The 16,709-nt window shown below is 69.9% G+C and carries 18 protein-coding genes; 9 read left to right on the forward strand and 9 right to left on the reverse strand.

Annotated elements, in window-relative coordinates; all coding sequences use genetic code 11:
* Positions 1 to 18 precede the first annotated feature (18 nt).
* Entirely contained in the window at positions 19 to 807 is a 789-nt protein-coding gene (locus AB0H36_RS01800; protein ID WP_360514762.1) for an SDR family oxidoreductase, read from the forward strand.
* Here the strand turns inward: AB0H36_RS01800 and AB0H36_RS01805 are convergent.
* Positions 780 to 1,376 carry a helix-turn-helix domain-containing protein gene (locus tag AB0H36_RS01805; protein ID WP_360514765.1) on the reverse strand — a complete coding sequence of 199 codons (597 nt, stop codon included), beginning with the start codon at positions 1,374 to 1,376 and terminating at the stop codon, positions 780 to 782. The two genes, AB0H36_RS01800 and AB0H36_RS01805, sit on opposite strands and share 28 nt — an antisense overlap.
* 70 nt (positions 1,377 to 1,446) lie before the next feature.
* Here AB0H36_RS01805 and AB0H36_RS01810 point away from each other — a divergent pair, with 70 nt between their 5' ends.
* The gene (locus AB0H36_RS01810; protein ID WP_360514768.1) at positions 1,447 to 2,127 is read left to right on the forward strand and encodes an NAD(P)H-binding protein; all 681 of its coding nucleotides are present in this window, start codon (positions 1,447 to 1,449) and stop codon (positions 2,125 to 2,127) included.
* Between the two features lie 43 nt (positions 2,128 to 2,170).
* Here AB0H36_RS01810 and AB0H36_RS01815 read toward each other — a convergent pair whose 3' ends face one another.
* From AB0H36_RS01815 to AB0H36_RS01825, 3 genes are read right to left on the reverse strand one after another with little or no spacing between them, the layout of a single operon-like run.
* Positions 2,171 to 2,491 (reverse strand): hypothetical protein, encoded by a 321-nt coding sequence (locus AB0H36_RS01815; RefSeq protein ID WP_360514771.1) that lies wholly within the window; start codon positions 2,489 to 2,491, stop codon positions 2,171 to 2,173.
* Positions 2,492 to 2,540: 49 nt separating this feature from the next.
* Positions 2,541 to 3,434, reverse strand: coding sequence for a LysR family transcriptional regulator (locus AB0H36_RS01820; RefSeq protein WP_360514774.1), 894 nt, complete (start codon positions 3,432 to 3,434; stop codon positions 2,541 to 2,543).
* Positions 3,391 to 3,648 carry a hypothetical protein gene (locus tag AB0H36_RS01825; protein WP_360514777.1) on the reverse strand — a complete coding sequence of 86 codons (258 nt, stop codon included), beginning with the start codon at positions 3,646 to 3,648 and terminating at the stop codon, positions 3,391 to 3,393. The genes AB0H36_RS01820 and AB0H36_RS01825 overlap by 44 nt, the downstream gene beginning before the upstream one ends.
* Positions 3,649 to 3,747: 99 nt before the next feature.
* Here AB0H36_RS01825 and AB0H36_RS01830 point away from each other — a divergent pair, with 99 nt between their 5' ends.
* Positions 3,748 to 4,641 (forward strand): LysR family transcriptional regulator, encoded by an 894-nt coding sequence (locus tag AB0H36_RS01830; protein WP_360514780.1) that lies wholly within the window; start codon positions 3,748 to 3,750, stop codon positions 4,639 to 4,641.
* Positions 4,642 to 4,658: 17 nt separating this feature from the next.
* Here AB0H36_RS01830 and AB0H36_RS01835 read toward each other — a convergent pair whose 3' ends face one another.
* From AB0H36_RS01835 to AB0H36_RS01845, 3 genes are all read right to left on the reverse strand, one after another.
* A complete protein-coding gene (locus AB0H36_RS01835; protein WP_360514783.1) occupies positions 4,659 to 5,483 on the reverse strand; it encodes an aldo/keto reductase in 825 nt (274 codons plus the stop codon).
* A gap of 62 nt (positions 5,484 to 5,545) precedes the next feature.
* Positions 5,546 to 6,631 (reverse strand): winged helix DNA-binding domain-containing protein, encoded by a 1,086-nt coding sequence (locus AB0H36_RS01840; protein WP_360514786.1) that lies wholly within the window; start codon positions 6,629 to 6,631, stop codon positions 5,546 to 5,548.
* 31 nt (positions 6,632 to 6,662) lie between these two features.
* On the reverse strand, positions 6,663 to 7,223 hold the full coding sequence (locus AB0H36_RS01845; protein ID WP_360514789.1) for a hypothetical protein: 561 nt from the start codon (positions 7,221 to 7,223) through the stop codon (positions 6,663 to 6,665).
* Positions 7,224 to 7,358: 135 nt separating this feature from the next.
* Here AB0H36_RS01845 and AB0H36_RS01850 point away from each other — a divergent pair, with 135 nt between their 5' ends.
* Both AB0H36_RS01850 and AB0H36_RS01855 read left to right on the forward strand, forming a co-directional pair.
* The gene (locus AB0H36_RS01850; protein WP_360514792.1) at positions 7,359 to 7,910 is read left to right on the forward strand and encodes a hypothetical protein; all 552 of its coding nucleotides are present in this window, start codon (positions 7,359 to 7,361) and stop codon (positions 7,908 to 7,910) included.
* Between the two features lie 48 nt (positions 7,911 to 7,958).
* The gene (locus AB0H36_RS01855; RefSeq protein WP_360514795.1) at positions 7,959 to 8,924 is read left to right on the forward strand and encodes a hypothetical protein; all 966 of its coding nucleotides are present in this window, start codon (positions 7,959 to 7,961) and stop codon (positions 8,922 to 8,924) included.
* A gap of 3 nt (positions 8,925 to 8,927) precedes the next feature.
* Here the strand turns inward: AB0H36_RS01855 and AB0H36_RS01860 are convergent, their stop codons facing one another.
* Both AB0H36_RS01860 and tdh read right to left on the reverse strand, forming a co-directional pair.
* The gene (locus AB0H36_RS01860) at positions 8,928 to 10,112 is read right to left on the reverse strand and encodes a glycine C-acetyltransferase (protein WP_360514798.1); all 1,185 of its coding nucleotides are present in this window, start codon (positions 10,110 to 10,112) and stop codon (positions 8,928 to 8,930) included.
* Entirely contained in the window at positions 10,112 to 11,161 is a 1,050-nt protein-coding gene (gene tdh, locus AB0H36_RS01865; protein WP_360514801.1) for an L-threonine 3-dehydrogenase, read from the reverse strand. The genes AB0H36_RS01860 and tdh overlap by 1 nt, the downstream gene beginning before the upstream one ends.
* Positions 11,162 to 11,320: 159 nt before the next feature.
* Here tdh and pyrE point away from each other — a divergent pair, with 159 nt between their 5' ends.
* The 4 genes from pyrE (at position 11,321) to AB0H36_RS01885 (ending at position 16,695) form a co-directional block, all read left to right on the forward strand.
* Entirely contained in the window at positions 11,321 to 11,863 is a 543-nt protein-coding gene (gene pyrE / locus AB0H36_RS01870; RefSeq protein WP_360514804.1) for an orotate phosphoribosyltransferase, read from the forward strand.
* Positions 11,863 to 12,579: a hypothetical protein gene (locus tag AB0H36_RS01875; RefSeq protein WP_360514807.1), complete on the forward strand. Its 717-nt coding sequence runs from the start codon at positions 11,863 to 11,865 to the stop codon at positions 12,577 to 12,579. The genes pyrE and AB0H36_RS01875 overlap by 1 nt, the downstream gene beginning before the upstream one ends.
* Before the next feature lie 91 nt (positions 12,580 to 12,670).
* The gene (locus AB0H36_RS01880) at positions 12,671 to 13,495 is read left to right on the forward strand and encodes a LemA family protein (protein ID WP_360514810.1); all 825 of its coding nucleotides are present in this window, start codon (positions 12,671 to 12,673) and stop codon (positions 13,493 to 13,495) included.
* 215 nt (positions 13,496 to 13,710) lie between these two features.
* On the forward strand, positions 13,711 to 16,695 hold the full coding sequence (locus AB0H36_RS01885; RefSeq protein ID WP_360514813.1) for a BTAD domain-containing putative transcriptional regulator: 2,985 nt from the start codon (positions 13,711 to 13,713) through the stop codon (positions 16,693 to 16,695).
* Positions 16,696 to 16,709: the final 14 nt, after the last annotated feature.

A 16,709-nucleotide genomic window follows, 5' to 3' on the forward strand; every position in this document is an offset into this window, starting at 1 on the left:
ACGGGAGGATGCGAGAACGTGGCGACTGCGCTCATCACCGGGCCGGCGACCGGGATCGGCCGGGCGTTCGCGGACAAGCTGGCGCTGGAGGGCTACGACCTGGTGCTGGTGTCGCGGGACGAGGCGCGGCTGAAGGAGACGGCCTCCGAGCTCACCCGGCTGCACGGCGTCGCCTGCGAGGTGCTGCCGGCCGACCTCACCGACCCGGACGACCTGGCCAAGGTGGAGGAGCGGTTCCGGTCCGGGCCGATCGAGGTGCTGGTCAACAACGCCGGGTTCGGGCAGAAGAAGCCGTTCTGGGCGAACCCCGTCGAGGTCGAGGAGAAGCAGTTCGACCTGCTGGTCCGGGTGGTGCTGCGGCTGACGCATGCCGCCGTACTGCCGATGATCGAGCGCGGGTCGGGTGCGGTGATCAACGTGTCGTCGATCGCCGGGTTCCTGCAGCGGGGCAGTTACAACGCGCACAAGGCGTGGGTGACGACGTTCTCCGCCGGGCTGGCGACCGAGCTGCACTCGAAGGGTGTCGCGGTGATGGCGCTGTGCCCGGGGCTGGTGCACACCGAGTTCCACGACCGGATGGGGATGGACAAGTCGGTCATCCCGTCGTTCATGTGGCTGGACGCGGCCGACATGGTCGACGCCGCCTGGCAGGACCTGATGCGCGGCAAGGCGATCTCGATCCCGACCCGCCGCTACAAACTCCTCACCGTCGCGGCCCGCTACGTCCCCCGCACCCTCATCGCCCGCATCTCCACCGTAGGCCTCGACGGCCGCCGCCGTTATCTTGCCGGACGGAGGGACTCGTAGAGGGTCTTGGCGAGGGCGGTTGCGAAGGTGTCGAGCTCGGCCTCGGTCGGGTTGGCGCCGGTGAAGTTGATCTCGAAGCCGCGTTGGAAGCAGGAGCCGAAGAGCAATGCCGCGGCGGCTGAGAGGTCGGCGGTACGGCGGACGCGGCCGAGCTTCTGCTCCGCTCGGAGATAGGCGACCAGGCCCTCCTGCGCCTTGTGCGGACCGGCGTTCAGCTCGTGCATCCGGACCCGGTGGGTGGCGAGCAGGTCCCGGGAGGAGAACAGCGAGACCATGATCGGGAAGCTCTCCGCGTAGAAGTCGATCGCGGTGCGGGCCAGCAGGGTCAGGTTGCTGCGCACCGTGCCGCTGCCGGCGCTGGTGATGAGTGCCATCAGCGACTCCGCCAGATCGGGAAGCCGTTCGTTGAACACTGCGAGCACGATCGCGGTCTTGTCGGCGAAGTGCTTGTAGAGCGCAGCCTCGGAGTAGCCCGCGACCTGCGCGATCGACTTGGTCGTCGCGCGCGCGTAGCCCTGCGTCCGCATCACCTCCGCGGCCGCGTCCAGGATGTCGTCCCTGGTGCCCACCGGACCTCCTCTCGCCTGCAGGCAGCCTACCTTGACAGGTTGGTGAGTGTTCACTAACCATGGTTAGTGAGTGTTTACTAACCTGGAGGCGGAGACGATGAAACTCGTGGTGTTCGGGGCGTCGGGCCGGATCGGAACCGAGTTGGTGCGGCAGGCGCTGGCGGCTGGGCATGAGGTGACTGCGGTCGTGCGGGAAGGCTCGACGGTCGACGTGCAGGTGCCGGCGGGGGTTGGAGCGCACGGCGGTGCGCTCGAGGTGGTGAGTGCGGAGGTGATGGACCCGGCCGCCATCGCTTCGGTGATCTCCGGGCAGGACGCCGTACTGTCGGCGCTGGGGCCGCGTGGGCGTGGGCCGACGACTGTCTGTGCGGACGGGACCCGCAGCATGGTCGAGGCGATGGGTCAGACCGGCGTACGGCGTTTGCTCGTGGTCAGCGCCGCCGCGATCCACACCACCGGAGACGATCCGTTCACGAAGTACGTCGTGAAGCCGATCCTCGGCCGGGTCCTGAAGGACTCGCTCACCGACTCCCGGCGGATGGAGGAGCTGGTCCAGCCGGCCGACCTGGACTGGACGATCGTGTGCCCGCCCCGGCTGACCAACGCCGCGCCGAAGGGCCGGATCCGCAGCAACACCGAAGGCACCGTCCGCGGCGGCTTCAGCATGACCCGCGCCGACGTCGCCACCTACCTCCTGCAGGCCGTCGCCGACGAGTCGGTGATCCGCCGCACGGTGGTGATCGCCAACTGAGTTCCAACCAACTCGGCCCTGGCCGGGCAGTCGACGGTGAGGGTCACGACGACGCCGCCGTCGGCGGAGCGGTCGCTTCCGGAGCCGGCGGAGACGCCGTCCGCGGTGCCGAAGCGGCGAAGATCGTCGCGACGATCAAGTCCTGCAAGGCGCTCGATCCCGCGCCGACGCACGCCCGCGAGCTGACCGAGAACCGGACGCTGCCGGTCGGCGACGCGACCGTCATCCTGCGCTGGTACGACTGCCCGCTCCCGTCCGACCCGGGCAGCGAGCCGGGCGGCTTCCCGTACGCCGTCACCCGCGACGGCGCCGTCGTCTCGGTGCTCGCCTTCCGCGAGATGGGCGACGGGGTGAAGGCGTCCAACTTCGAGAAGCTGGCCCGTACGGCGGCCGACCGGCTCAGCTGAGCCGGATCACAGCTTCTCGGCGACCTCGGTCAGTACGGCGAGAGTCGCGGTGACGAGCGGGTGATCGGCCCGGCTCGAGCGCACGGCGGCGTAGACGCGGCGGGTGGGCACGGGCTCGGTCAACGGCCGGACGACCGCCTGCGCAGGGACGGCGAGCCGGGGGACGAGGGAGACGCCACCCCCGGCCGCGACCAGGGCGGCGACGGCGCGGAAGTCGTCGGACTGATGGACGACGCGAGGCTGGAAGCCGGCCTGTTCGCAGGCCAGCAGGACGACATCGCGGATCGGGTTGCCGGGCGACGGCATCACCCAGTCGTCCCCGGCGAGCATCGGCAACTCGATCACGTCGGCCGCGGCAGCCGGGTGGGACGGCGGCAGTACGGCGACGAACGGCTCGGCGTACAAGGGGATCCGGACCAGGCGCTGGTCGTCCGCGCGGGGGGAACCGCGGTGCTCGACGGCGATGGCGATGTCGGCGTCGCCGTCGAGCAGCTGGGTGACGCCCTGGTGGCCTTCGGCATCACGGACGACGAGGTCGAGGCCGGGGTTGGTCTCGCGCAGGCGGGCCAGGGTGGGCGCGACCAGCAAGGTGATCGCCGTCGCGAACGCGGTGACCCGGACCTCGCCGGTCGCGCCGTTCGCGTGCAGCCGCATCGCCTCCTCGGCCCGCTCGACCTCCGCGAGGATCGTGTCGGTGTGGGCGAGCAGCAGGCGCCCGGCCGAGGTTATCGCGACGCGTCGGCCGCGGCGTTCGAGCAGTTCCTGGCCGACCTCGGTCTCCAGGGCTGCCAGTTGCTGCGAGACCGCCGAGGGCGTCAGGTGCAGCACCTCGGCGGCCGCGGTCACGGTGCCGTGATCAGCAAGCGCGCGCAGCACCCGCAACCTTCGAACCTCGATCACGAAGCTCAGCTTCGCACAGCTCGTGATCGGCACCGGTCACCAGCGCCAGCGTGGGACGCGGCTGCACGGCCCGGCCCCGCAGCGCACGCCGTACGGCGCGGATCGGGTGCCGGCGCGGACGCTGCGGCGCCTGCGGGATCACCGGGGCGTTCGGGAACGCCGAGTGGGTCTCTTCGTGGATGGTCTTGAGCACGTTGTAGGGGACGTAGATCACGGTGTTTCCTTTCGTCCCTTCGACGGTAAGAACTCACTCCTTCATGCGTCCAATGAAATCTGCTCGCAGAGTTGATGTGTCTGGTGCATGATCGGAGGTATGGAACTCCGCCAGCTCAGATCGTTCGTGGTGGTGGCCGAGGAGATGAACGTCGGCCGGGCCGCCGTACGGCTGCACCTGACCCAGCCGTCACTCAGCCGGCAGATCGCCGCGCTGGAGCGGGACCTGGGCGTCGAGTTGTTCGCCCGGGTCAAGCGCCGGTTCGTGCTGACCGCGGCCGGCGAGAGTTTCCTGGCCGATGCGCAGGACCTGCTCCGGCGGTCCGACGAGGCGGTGCGGACCGCGCAGCGGACGCAGCGGGGTGAGCTGGGGACCTTGCGCCTGCGGTTCGTGCAGTCGGCGACGTTCGAGGTGCTGCCGCGGTTGCTGGGCACGTTCCGGCAGGCGTACCCGGAGGTCGTGCTGGATCTGGAGAGCGTGACGACGATCCGGCAGACCGAGGCGTTGCGGGACGGCCGGATCGACGTCGGGCTGATGCGTCCGACGACCCCGGAAGGTGCCCGGGCCACGGCCGGGAGGATGGACGGCCTGCTGACGCGGGTGGTGTCGAACGACTCGCTGGTCGCCGTACTTCCGGCAAGACATCGGCTGGTACGGCGGAAGCGGATCCGGCTCGCGGAGCTCGCGGAGGACCCGTTCGTCTTCTACACCCGGTTGAGCGGACCCGTCGTCCACGACTCGATCGTCGGCTACTGCCGCGCGGCCGGGTTCACTCCGCGGATCGAGCAGGAGGCGGCCGACGTGCAGACGATCGTGTCGCTGGTGGCTGCCGGACTCGGGGTCTCGCTGCTGATCGGACCGACCCCGCCGTCGAACCCGGACGCGGTCGTCTACCGCGAGTTGTCCGACGACCTACCACCCTGGCAACTGTCCATCGCCTGGTCGCCGGACAACCGTTCCCCGGTCCTGGCCCGCTTCCTGGAGCTGGCCTAGCTCGCCTCGGGCACGCCTCAGCCGAAGGTGTCCGGGTCGCCGCCGGTGCGGACGCCGGTCTCGAGGTCGGCGATCGCGGCCATGTCGTCGTTGTCGAGCTGGAAGTCGAAGACCTCGAAGTTCTCCTGGATCCGGCTCGGCGTCTTCGACTTCGGGATCACCACGTTGCCGAGCTGCAGGTGCCAGCGGATGACGACCTGGGCCGGCGTCTTGCCGTGCTTGTCGGCCAGCGTCTTCAGGGCCGGCTGACCGAGCAACTCGCCCTGCGCGAGCGGGCTCCAGGCCTGCGTGACGATGTCGTTCTCCGCGTTGAACGCGCGTAGCTCGTCCTGCGGCAGCGCCGGGTGCAGCTCGATCTGGTTCACCGCCGGCCGGATCGTGGTCTCCTCGAACAGCCGCCGCAGCGCCGGCTCGTGGAAGTTCGACACCCCGATCGCGCGGATCCGCTTGTCGGCGTACAGCTGCTCGAACGCCTTCCAGGTGTCGACGTACTTGTCCTTCTTCAGCGACTGCCAGTGGATCAGGTACAGGTCGACGTACTCGAGGCCGAGCCGCTCCAGGCTCTTGTCGAACGCCGCCAGGGTGGTGTCGTAGCCCTGGTCGCTGTTCCACAGCTTGGTGGTGATGAAGAGGTCGTCGCGGGGCAGGCCGGACGCGGCGATCGCCCGCCCGACGCCGGCCTCGTTGCCGTAGATCGCGGCCGTGTCGATGTGCCGGTAGCCGGTCTCGAACGCGGCGGACACGACGTCGGTGACGAGGTCGTCCTCGATCTGCCAGACCCCCAGGCCCAGCTGCGGGATCTCGACGCCGTTGTCCAGGGTGGTGGTGGGGACTGTGCTCATCTGTCCATTCCACCGGGCCGAGGGGTTCCGGCCCAGTCATCCGACGTGTGACAACTACCTCATCAACCGGCCGTAACCACCTCATGGGTCTTCGCATCCGGCTCCAGGAACCGCAGCAGCCCTGCTCCCTCGCGCTCCAGCTCGGCCAGCGTCTTCTTCGTCGTCCGCCCGAACGGCGTGAGCGTGAGAGTCGCCGCACCACGCTTCGCCACGGCCGTCCACAGGCCCGCGACCAGGCCGTCCACGGTGTACGTCGCCTTGACCCGGAGGTTCTTGGTGAACACCGCCGGCTTGTGCTCGTCGGCGATGATCCGCTCCCGCTTGGCGTGCGCGAGCAGCAGGTTGTCGAACTCCGGGAGGAACCGGACCGGCGCCGGCGTGTCGGGATCCGGCCGCGGCCCGTCCGGTACGTCGTACAGCGTCTTGCCGGCCTCGTCGGTTAACTCCTCGAGCTCGAGGCCGTCGAACAGCGGCTTCGCCTTCGGCAGGCCGGACCAGGTCTGGAAGTCCGCGGGTGTCGCCGGGCCGAACGCCTCCAGGTAGCGGACGACGAGCTCCTCCGCCTCGGGCTTCGGGTGCAGCTTCCCGCCGATCCACTCCTCGGCCGGGGTGAAGCGCGCGTTCGCGGGCCAGCTCCAGCGGGTGCCGGTCGGGTGGATCACCAGCGGCACCATCATCCGCGTGCAGAACCCGAGCGCCCGCTCGTTCACCGCCGGGAACTCCTTCTGCAACGCGTCCCGCACCTCGGTGAACGTCAGCGGCTCCTTGGCCAGCAACTTCCGCGCGGCCTTCACGACCTTGTCCGGCTCGAGCCCTTCGCCGCGCTCCTTGAGCATCTTCAACCCCGCCTCGAGCACCGGCGCCAGGGTGGTCCTGAACCGCAGGTAGTCCTCGGCGGTCACCAGATGCAGCGTGCCGCGGAACAACGTCGCTCGCACCACTGAGCGATCCTCGACCGCCCGATCCAGGTCCTCCTCGGCGAACCCGTCGACCCGGGACCACAACCCGACGTACGGATGCTTGGGCTCCTGCCCCTGCATCCCCACCAGCCGCCCGACAGCCTCGGCCGCGGACACGTCGGACCGCTCCGCCAACAGCTGCCGCGCAAGCGTCGCCCGATTGACTGCCTTCGCACTCAGAACCGCCATGCAGGAATCCTGCCCGGCAGCACCGACAAAGTCAGCTGTAGTCCTTCTCGTCGTACTTCGGCAGGCCGAGGAGCCGGCGGATCTCGGCGGCCGGCGCCTTGCCGCTCTCCGCAGAGGCGAGCTTCACGTTGCGGGCCATCTCCGAGAGGCTGTCCGCCGCCGCCACCCGCAGCCAGTGCGGCCGGGCGGCTGCGTCGGCACGCGCGAGCGCCTGGATCTGGGCCGACACCTTGGTCGGCCAAGCGATCGACCGCAGCGCCTTGGACTCCGCGAGATTCGCCGCCGCAACAGCCCGCGCCCGCGCCTGCAGCGTCGCCACCGACGCCCCACTGTTGGCGGCCTTCTCGAACCGCTCCAACGCCACGTTGTACGGCCGAGTCACCGCCAGGTACCGCTCTCCTGCCGCGGCGACCGTCAACCGTGCAGGCTTGGCCGTCGCCGGCGGAGTACTCGCCACCGGAGCACTCGGCACCGCAGTAGGCGTCACCACACTCGGCGCGCTCGACGACGTAGCCGCAACTGGCTGGTCCTCACCACAGCCCGCGACGCACAACAACACCACAACCCCAGCAGCAACCAGCACCCGACGCATGACGCTCCCTCACCCGGACGAACCGGGATCACCTTAGACGGAGCGTCCGAATATCGCCCCAGGTGGATGAGGCCGGGGCGCGGCCGAGGTGCGATGTTCGTTCGGACAGGACGAGCCGACAAGGGGGAAACTCAGATGGCGATCGACACATTTATCGCCTACGTCGGGGTCTACGACGATCTGCGCGACGCGGAAGCGGACTACGAGGTCGTCAAGAAGCTGCACACCGATGCCGGACTGATCGACGCGTACGACGCGGCCGTCATCGAGCGACGTGATGACGGCAAGGTGAAGATCGCCCGCAAGCACGAGACACCCACCCGGGCCGGAGGGGTGCTCGGCGGTGGCGTAGGGCTGGCGACCGGGTTGGTCGTGGCGCTGTTCCCGTTCGCAGCGATCGGCGGTGGACTGCTCGCGGCCACGACGGCCGGCGGTGCGGTCCTGGGGTCGGTGGCAGGCCATGCGGCGGCGGGCATGAGCCGCGGCGACCTCAAGGAGCTCGGCGAGCATCTCGACGCCGGCCAAGCGGGGCTCGTGGTCGTCGGCGTCTCGGACATGGGCGCCAAGGTCGAGCGGGCGATGAAGCGTGCGAAGAAGACCGAGGCGAAGCAACTGAAGGCCGACACCGCCGAGATCGAGCGCGACGCCCGCGCCGCGGGCGGCGACGGCAGTGAAGACGGCAAGTAGTACGCGCCAGAGGGTGACCAGGGAACGGAGGCCGTTCCGGTGCCGCTGATGGTGCGAGCAGCTGGTCTGGCGGTGGCCGTCCTGCTGCTCGGATCCTGCGGAGACACCGGATCGGCCGACCGGCCGGCTCCGACGTCGACGCGATCGGTGGCGTCGCCGACGGCGACGCTCCCGGACCCCACCCGCTCACCGGACCGCGAGGAGACGGCCACCGCCGAACCCACCCGCACCCGGTCGCCCGAACGCGAGGAGACCACGGCCACCTCCGAACCGGAACGCGAGGAGACCACGACCACTTCCGAGCCGGAGCGCACCCGGTCGCCGGAACGCGAGGAGACCACGGCCACCTCCGAACCGGAGTCCCCCCGGTCTTCGGTACCCCAGGCAGCCCCCTCGCCGACCCAGCCTGCGCCACCACCGAGCCGCACCGAGGCGGCCCCGTCGCCGACGCAGCCTGCGCAGGAACCGACCTCGGATCCCGAGCAGACCATCGCTCCGACTGAGGCGGCAACCCCGGTAGGCCCGCCTCCGACCAGTTCGCCGTCGGTCCAGCCCACGTCGGCCGAGGCGGACGGCACACCCACCTGGTTGTGGTGGACGCTGGGGGCGATCCTGGTCGCACTCGCCGTCGGCGTTCCGCTTCTCGTCAGGGCGAGCCACCGCCGGGACTGGCGAGCCGATCTCGCGTCCGCCGAGGAAGAGGTGGCATGGTTCGCGCGCGTGCTCATCCCGGAACTCCGCTCGCAGCCGTCGCCGGAAGAAGCCGCCGGCGGCTGGAACATCACGGAGAGCCGGATCACCGCGCTCGAGGATCGTCTGACCGCTCTGGAGCCGACGGCCCCGGACGAGTCCGCGCAACAACGGGCGCTCGCCCTGCGCGACGCCGTACGTGCGGCACGGGCCGATATCCGGCGCCTGCTGGAATCCGGCAGCCCGGACACGATCGGCCAGGACCTGGATGCGGTCGCGGCCCAGCTCGAGCAGGTCCTCGGAGTACCGGACCCGTTGGCGTGACGTCTACCCGGCGAGCGCCGCGCGGGCCTCGATGAAGGCGGCGATGGCGCGCTCGACGTCTTCGGTGGAGTGGGCGGCCGAGAGCTGGACGCGGATCCGGGCCTTGCCGTGCGGTACGACGGGGTAGGAGAAGCCGATCACGTAGACGCCGAGCTCCAGCAGCTTGTCAGCCAGGCGGCCGGCTTCGGCGGCGTCGCCGATCATGACGGGGGAGATGGGGTGGTCGCCGGGGAGTACGTCGAAGCCGGCTTCGGTCATCTTGGTGCGGAACAGCTTGGTGTTGGCGGTGAGCTTGTCGCGCAGGTCGCTGGAACCGCCGATGAGCTCGAGGGCCTTCAGGGACGCGGCGGTCACCGACGGGGCCAGGGAGTTCGAGAACAGGTAGGGGCGGGAGCGCTGGCGGAGCAGCTCGACGATCTCGCGGCGGCCGGAGACGTAGCCGCCGGAGGCGCCGCCGAGGGCCTTGCCGAGGGTTCCGGTGATGACGTCGACGCGGTCCTTGACGCCGAAGAGCGACGGGGTGCCGGCGCCGTCGGGGCCGACGAAGCCGACCGCGTGCGAGTCGTCGACCATGACCAGGGCGTCGTACCGTTCGGCCAGGTCGCAGATCTCGTCGAGCGGGGCGACGTACCCGTCCATCGAGAAGACGCCGTCGGTGGCGATCAGCCGGTAGCGGGCGTCGGCGGCGTCCTTGAGCTGGGCCTCAAGGTCGGCCATGTCGCGGTTCTTGTAGCGGTAGCGCTTCGCCTTGGACAGCCGGATGCCGTCGATGATGCTGGCGTGGTTCAGCTCGTCGGAGATGACCGCGTCCTCGGCGCCGAGCAGCGTTTCGAACAGGCCGCCGTTGGCGTCGAAGCAGGAGCTGTAGAGGATCGTGTCCTCACTGCCGAGGAAGTTGCTCAGGGCACCTTCCAGGTCCTTGTGGATCTGCTGCGTGCCGCAGATGAACCGCACCGACGCCATCCCGAAGCCCCACTGGTCCAGGGCGGCCCGGGCAGCCGCGATCACCTCGGGGTGGTCGGCCAGCCCGAGGTAGTTGTTCGCGCAGAAGTTCAGTACCTCATTGCCGGTGGCAACGGAGATCAGCGACTGCTGCGGTGACGTGATCACCCGCTCGGACTTGTACAGCCCGGCGTCCCGGATCTCGCCGATGGTCGTCGTCAGGTCGTCCCGCATCCGCCCGAACATCAGTGCTTCTCCTCCAACGTGTCGCGAGTCCAGTCCATGATCACCTTGCCGCACTGCCCCTGCCGGGCGACCTCGAAGGCGTGCTCGAAGTCGCCGTACCCGAACCGGTGGGTGATCACCGGGGTCAGGTCCAGGCCGCGTTCCAGCATCACCGACATCGAGTACCAGGTCTCGAACATCTCCCGGCCGTAGATGCCCTTGATGGTCAGCATGTTGAGCACCACCGTGCTCCAGTCGATCGCGATCTCGTCCGACGGCAGCCCGAGCATCGCGATCCGGCCGCCGTGCGTCATGTTCGCGAGCATGTCCCGCAGCGCGGCCGGCTGCCCGGACATCTCCATCCCGACGTCGAACCCCTCCCGCATGCCGAGGGCCTGCTGCGCGTCGGCGATCGACTCCTCGCCGACGTTGACCGCGCGGGTGACGCCGATCTTGCGGGCCAGGTCCAGCCGGTACTCCGACAGGTCGGTGATCACCACGTTGCGCGCGCCGGCGTGCAGCGCGACCGCGGCGGCCATCACGCCGATCGGCCCGGCGCCGGTGATCAGCACGTCCTCGCCGACCAGCGGGAACGACAGTGCGGTGTGTACGGCGTTGCCGAACGGGTCGAAGATCGCGGCGACATCCAGATCGACCGGGTCCTTGTGCACCCATGCGTTGCTCGCGGGCAGAGCGACGTACTCGGCGAAGGCGCCTGGGATGTGCACACCGAGGCCGCGGGTCTTGATGCACAGGTGGCGGCGGCCGGCCCGGCAGTTGCGGCAGCGGCCGCAGACCAGGTGACCCTCGCCGCTCACCAGGTCACCGATAGCGACGTCGCGGACACCGACGCCGATCTCGACCACCTCGCCGACGAACTCGTGCCCGGTCACCATCGGCACCGGCACGTTCTTCTGCGCCCAGTGGTCCCAGCTCTGGATGTGCAGGTCGGTGCCGCACAACCCGGTGCGGAGCACCTTGATCAGCACCTCGTCGGCCTCGATCTTGGGCTCGGGCACGTCCTGCAACCACAGGCCGGGCTTGGCCTCGGCCTTCACGAGTGCCTTCACGGCACACCTCCACCTTCGACGATCGTCCACATCGTCGTCCCGGGCAACCACCGGCGTCCATCGACACGTCGTACACAGCCTTTGCAGTTCAACTGCATACTTGTCGCCATGCGGGGAGCAAGAAGGCCTGAACTGCCCCGTGATCTAGGCTTGTGCGCCATGAGCTACGACCGGGACGCGCTGCTGGAGCAGGTGAAATCCAAGGCCGTCGTGCACGGCAAGGTGACCTTGGCGTCGGGGAAGGAAGCCGACTACTACGTCGACCTGCGCCGGATCACGCTGGACGCCGCCGCGGCCCCGCTGATCGGCCCGGCGATGCTCGAGCTGACCGAGGATCTCGAGTACGACGCGGTCGGCGGACTGACCCTCGGCGCCGACCCGGTCGCGATGTCGATGCTGCACGCGGCCGCCCAGACGGGCCGTCGCCTGGACGCGTTCGTCGTACGCAAGGCCGAGAAGACGCACGGCCTGCAGCGGCGGATCGAAGGGCCGGACGTGAAGGGCCGCCGGGTGCTCGCGGTCGAGGACACCTCCACCACCGGCGGCTCGGTGCTGACTGCGGTCGAGGCGCTGCGGGAGGCCGGCGCCGAGGTGGTCGCGGTCGCGGTGATCGTGGACCGGGCGACCGGGGCGCAGGAGAAGGTGGAGTCGGAAGGCCTGGAGTACCGCTCGGTGTTCGGCCTCGAGGACCTGGGTCTCTGATGGAGCTCAACCCGGTCGTGATGATCCTGATCGCCGTCGTCGTCGGTGCCGGGATCTTCTACTTCAACTACATGGCGGCGAAGAAGCGCCGCGAGCAGTTCGCCGCGTTCGCCGGCCAGAACGGCTGGTCGTACGTGCCGGCCAACAACGGGCTGGCCAACCAGTGGGCGGGCACGCCGTTCCAGGCCGGTGACAACCGGCGCGCGACGAACGTGCTGTCCGGCGCCTTCAACGGGCACCAGATGGTTGCCTTCGACTACAGCTACCAGACCCACACCAGGAACTCGAAGGGCCATCGCCGTACGACGACGCACAAGTTCGGCGTCGTCGTGCTCCAGCTGCCCGGTGTGCTGCCGCACCTGGAGGTCACCCACGAGGGGATCTTCGGCGGGGCGGTGGCGAACGCGTTCGGGTTCCGCGACATCCAGTTCGAGAGCGACCAGTTCAACCGGGCGTTCCGGGTGAAGGCGGACGACGAGCGGTTCGGGCACGCGGTGGTGACACCGCGGATGATGGAGCTGCTGCTGGCCCGCGGCGAGATCGGCTGGCGGGTGGAGGGCAACTCCCTGGTCGGCTGGGACCAGGGCGCGCACAACCCGGCCGAGGTGATGAACCGGCTGTCGCTGCTGCAGCAGGTTCTCGAGCAGGTCCCGCCGTACGTCTGGCGCGACTACGCCGGCGTGGACCCGCGCGCTCCGCAGCCGCCGCAGACATAGAGGGCGTCTGAGAACCCTGCGACGCCCTCTTCCTGACACGGATCAGCCGTAGAGTCGCTCCTGTGCATCGCCAACACTCGGGAGCAGGGGAATGCTGACCTTCGTCATCATCGCGATCGTTGCGGTCGTCGTGATTGTGGGACTCGCGCTGATCGTGTCGTACAACCGGTTCGTCAAGCAGCGGAACCTGATCCAGGAGTCCTGGCGGCAGATCGACGTCGAGCTGCACCGGCGCTACGACCTGATCCCGAACCTGGTCGAGACGGTCCGGGCGTACGCCGCGCACGAGCGGCACGTGTTCGAGGAGGTCGCCCGGCTGCGCACCCAGGCGGTGAACGTGCAGGGCGCGCCGCCGGAGCAGCGGGCTGCGGCGGAGAGCGAGCTGTCCGGTGCGCTGCGTCAGCTGATGGTCTCGGTCGAGGCCTACCCGCAGCTGCAGTCGAACCAGAACTTCCTCAACCTGCAGCGCGAGCTGACCGACACCGAGGACCGGATCGCGGCCGGCCGGCGGTTCTTCAACGCCAACGTGGGCGACTACAACACCCGGGTCGAGGCGTTCCCGTCGAACCTGATCGCGAACGGCTTCAAGTTCGAGAAGGCCGGCTACTTCGAGGTCAAGGACGAGCAGGTGCGCTCGGTCCCGCAGGTCTCGTTCGGCACCATCGGCTCGGTCGCCGGTGAGCAGGCGCCGCCGCAGATGCAGCCAGGGCCGCAGTCGTCCGGCCAGATCCACCCGCAGATTCCGGGTGACCAGGGCAACTACCAGGCGCAGCCGCAGTTCCCGGGCTACGAGCAGCCGGGCCAGCCGGGGTACCAGGGCCAGCCGGGGTACCAGGGCCAGCCACCGGTGGGCGGCCCGCCTGCGGGTTCCCCCGCGCCGCAGGACGGACAGCCGCCGTTCACCGGTGACCGGTAGGCACCGGTTCCCCGTGGTCCGGGTCCCCCGAACCCGAACTCTCGCCCAGTGCCGGACCCGGGAGCGACGGCGGTCAGTCGTCACACCCGGGCCTGCCCTCCCCCCGGTACCTGTGTCAACAGTGCCGCACTGAGATACATCCGGCGTACATCGGCCTTTCCGGCGGGTACGGCGGGATGCCAAAATGGGCCGGTTCGAGCGGAGAGGGCAGGCGAGTGGACAGTCTGAGGTACGGAATCCTCGGACCTCTGCGCCTCGTCCACGTCCAGGGCCAGCCGCTCCGGGCGGCCAAGCCGCGGCAACTGCTGGCAACGTTGCTGCTGCACCCTAACCGGTTCGTCTCGACCGATCTGATCGCCGACGCGCTCTGGGAGAACACTCCGCCGCGCTCTGCGACGGCGAACATCCGCACCTACGTCCGGGCGCTGCGTGGTGTCCTGCAGGATGCCGGGCTGCCCGCCCCGATCGACACGTCGGCCGCCGGCTACAGCATCGAGGTCGGTGTCGACGAGCTCGACGCCAGCCTGTTCGAGTCGCTGCTGGCCGAGGGCGGTCACCTCCGCGACGCCGGTGAGGGCCGCCAGGCCATGCAGGTGCTGTCGCGGGCCTACGCGCTCTGGCGTGGCCGTCCACTCGAGGACCTGTCGATTCCGGCCGCGTGGGAGGGCTCGCTGGCCCGTCTGGAGGCGCAGCACCGCGGTCTGGTCGACTCGCTCCTGGATCTGCGCCTGGAGCTTGGCGACGCGAGTGGTGCGGCCGTCCTGCTCAGCGCACGCCTCACAGACGACCCGTATGACGAGCAACTCTGGCGGCGACTCGTCGACGCGCTCCTGGCCGCAGGACGGGTCGGTGAAGCGCGGGCGGCGTACGCCAAGGCTCTGCAGACTCTCGCGGACGAGCTCGACATCAAGCCCGGTCCGGAGCTCGAGGCCGCCGGTGCCCGCGCCCAGAACGGCCGCTCCGCCAACTGGCCCAACCCCGGCATCCCAGCCGCGCGTACGACGGAACGCGGCCAGCCGGACGCCACACAGCCAGGCCCGATGGCGGCGCCGGAGCTGACCGACCCGCAGCGACCGCCGAGTCAGCTCCCGCTCGACCTGCCCGACTTCAGTGGTCGCCAGGACCAGCTGGACCAGCTGCGCGACCTGGTCTGTGGCCGTGACCCGGTCCGTCCGCCGATTGCGGTCATCTCTGGTGCTCCCGGGACCGGGAAGACCTCGTTGGCCGTTCGGCTCGGCCATCTGGTCCGGGAGTACTTCCCGGACGGGCAGATCTACCTGGACATGCACGGCGCGACGCAGCCGCGGGATCCGGCGGCAGCGCTCACCGATCTGCTGCTCAGCCTCAACCTGCCCGATTACGCGATCCCCACCGACCCCGAGCGGCGGTCGGCGATGCTGCGGTCCGAGCTGGCCAGCCGCCGGGTGCTGATCATCCTCGACGACGTTGCCACGGCGAGTCAGGTGACGCCGCTGATGCCCGGTACCGGCGCGTCCGCGGTCGTCGTCACCAGCCGGAACCGGCTGATGGACCTGGCCGGTGCGGACAGCATGCCGCTGGACACGTTCGACGACGCCGAGGCGGCCGCGCTGCTCGACCTGGTGGCCGGCGCCGGCCGCGTCGACCGGACGTCGCCCGCGGCCGAGGAGATCCTGGCTGCCTGCGCGAACCTGCCGCTGGCGATCCGGATCGTCGGCAGCCGGCTGGCTCAGCGACCGGACCTGAGTCCGCGTGAGCTGGCCCGGCGGTTGCGCGACGAGACGTCCCGGCTCGACGAGCTCAGCATCGGCGAGCTCGCCGTACGGACCAGTGCGGATCTCAGCTACGACGCGCTGAACCCGGGGGAGGCCCGGCTCTACCGGCTGATCGGCCACTTCGCGGTCGGGGTGTTCTCGGCTCGTGCGCTCGAGGCGGTCGCGTCGGAGGCCGCCGTACGGCGCAGTCTGGACCGGCTGATCGAGGTCAACCTGGTCCGGATCAGCTCGGTCGACCACCGCGGTACGGCGCGCTACCGGGTCCACGACCTGCTCCGGCTGCACGCGATCGGGGTCGGTGACGAGGAGCAGAAGGCGCAGGCAGTCCGGGACGTCACGACCGTGCTGGACGCGATCCTGAACAAGATCCGCCGGGCCAACGCCGCGCTCGCCTTCGTGTACTTCGGCGTCCTGGAGCACACCGGGCCGGTGACCGGACCGGACCCGTCGCCGTTCACCGAGACCGACGCGATCGCGTGGTTCGACAGCGAGCGCAGCACGTTCGTGCCGGCGATCCGGGCGGCCGCGCAGAACGGGTTGCACGACCAGGCGTGGCGGATCGCCTCGGCATGGGCGCCGTACCTGGACATGCGGGCCGGCTTCGACGACTGGAACGGGTCGCACCAGCAGGGTCTGCTCAGCGCGAGCGCCTGCGGGGACCGGCGAGGCGAGTCGATCATGCACCGCAACCTCGGCCAGCTCGCGCTGTACCAGGACGACTGGGACACCGCCTGGCAACACCTCGATAGGGCCGCGCAGCTGTCCACCGAGGTCGGCGACCGGCTCGGCGAGGGCATCGCGAAGGTCGGCCTCGGGACCTGGCTGCGCGAACGCGGCCGGCGGGACGAAGCGCTCACGCAGTACGAGAGCGCGGTCGAGGCGTTCGTCGAGGTCGGCAACGCGAACGCCGAAGCCCTGGCCCGGACCGCGATCGCGAACATCTGGCTGGCCCGCGACGACACCGTGACGGCCGGGCGCTACCTGGCCCAGGCTTTCCTGATCGCCGTACGACGGGTCGACAGCCACCGCGAGGCCAAGGTACGGCGTCGGATCGCGGCAGTGCGGGCGCGCCAGGGCAAGTACGACGAGGCCGTCCGGCAACTGCGGGTGGCGCTGAAGATCTTCAACGGCATGGGCGACGACCACTGCGCCGCGTACACCCGGGCCGACCTCGGGCAGACGCTCATGGAACGCGGTGAGGTGGCGGCCGCGCGGAAGATGCTGCTCGACTCGATCGACATCGGGCATCGGCTCGGCGACCGCAGCGTCGAGGGCCAGGCGGCGCAGCACCTCGGGCAGCTGTACCTGTCCACGGGCAACCTCGACGCAGCCCGCCGTACGCTCGACCGGGCCGCACGGGTCTGGCAGCAGGCCGGCAACGACATCCGCGCCGCCGAGTGCCGGCGCGAGCTCGCCACCTTCGACACCACAACCGCGGCCGGCTGAATGTACGGCGGGTG

This window comes from Kribbella sp. NPDC050820 (genome assembly GCF_040653975.1).
GTDB lineage: Bacteria > Actinomycetota > Actinomycetes > Propionibacteriales > Kribbellaceae > Kribbella.

Bases quoted from the DNA above. Each gene is read 5' to 3' on its own strand.
- AB0H36_RS01830 (WP_360514780.1), top strand. From the start codon at position 3,748: ATGGAACTCCGCCAGCTCAGATCGTTCGTGGTGGTGGCCGAGGAGATG.
- AB0H36_RS01840 (WP_360514786.1), bottom strand. From the start codon at position 6,631: ATGGCGGTTCTGAGTGCGAAGGCAGTCAATCGGGCGACGCTTGCGCGG.
- AB0H36_RS01875 (WP_360514807.1), top strand. From the start codon at position 11,863: ATGGAGCTCAACCCGGTCGTGATGATCCTGATCGCCGTCGTCGTCGGT.
- AB0H36_RS01850 (WP_360514792.1), top strand. From the start codon at position 7,359: ATGGCGATCGACACATTTATCGCCTACGTCGGGGTCTACGACGATCTG.
- AB0H36_RS01835 (WP_360514783.1), bottom strand. From the start codon at position 5,483: ATGAGCACAGTCCCCACCACCACCCTGGACAACGGCGTCGAGATCCCG.
- pyrE (WP_360514804.1), top strand. From the start codon at position 11,321: ATGAGCTACGACCGGGACGCGCTGCTGGAGCAGGTGAAATCCAAGGCC.
- AB0H36_RS01880 (WP_360514810.1), top strand. From the start codon at position 12,671: ATGCTGACCTTCGTCATCATCGCGATCGTTGCGGTCGTCGTGATTGTG.
- AB0H36_RS01855 (WP_360514795.1), top strand. From the start codon at position 7,959: ATGGTGCGAGCAGCTGGTCTGGCGGTGGCCGTCCTGCTGCTCGGATCC.
- AB0H36_RS01860 (WP_360514798.1), bottom strand. From the start codon at position 10,112: ATGTTCGGGCGGATGCGGGACGACCTGACGACGACCATCGGCGAGATC.
- AB0H36_RS01845 (WP_360514789.1), bottom strand. From the start codon at position 7,223: ATGCGTCGGGTGCTGGTTGCTGCTGGGGTTGTGGTGTTGTTGTGCGTC.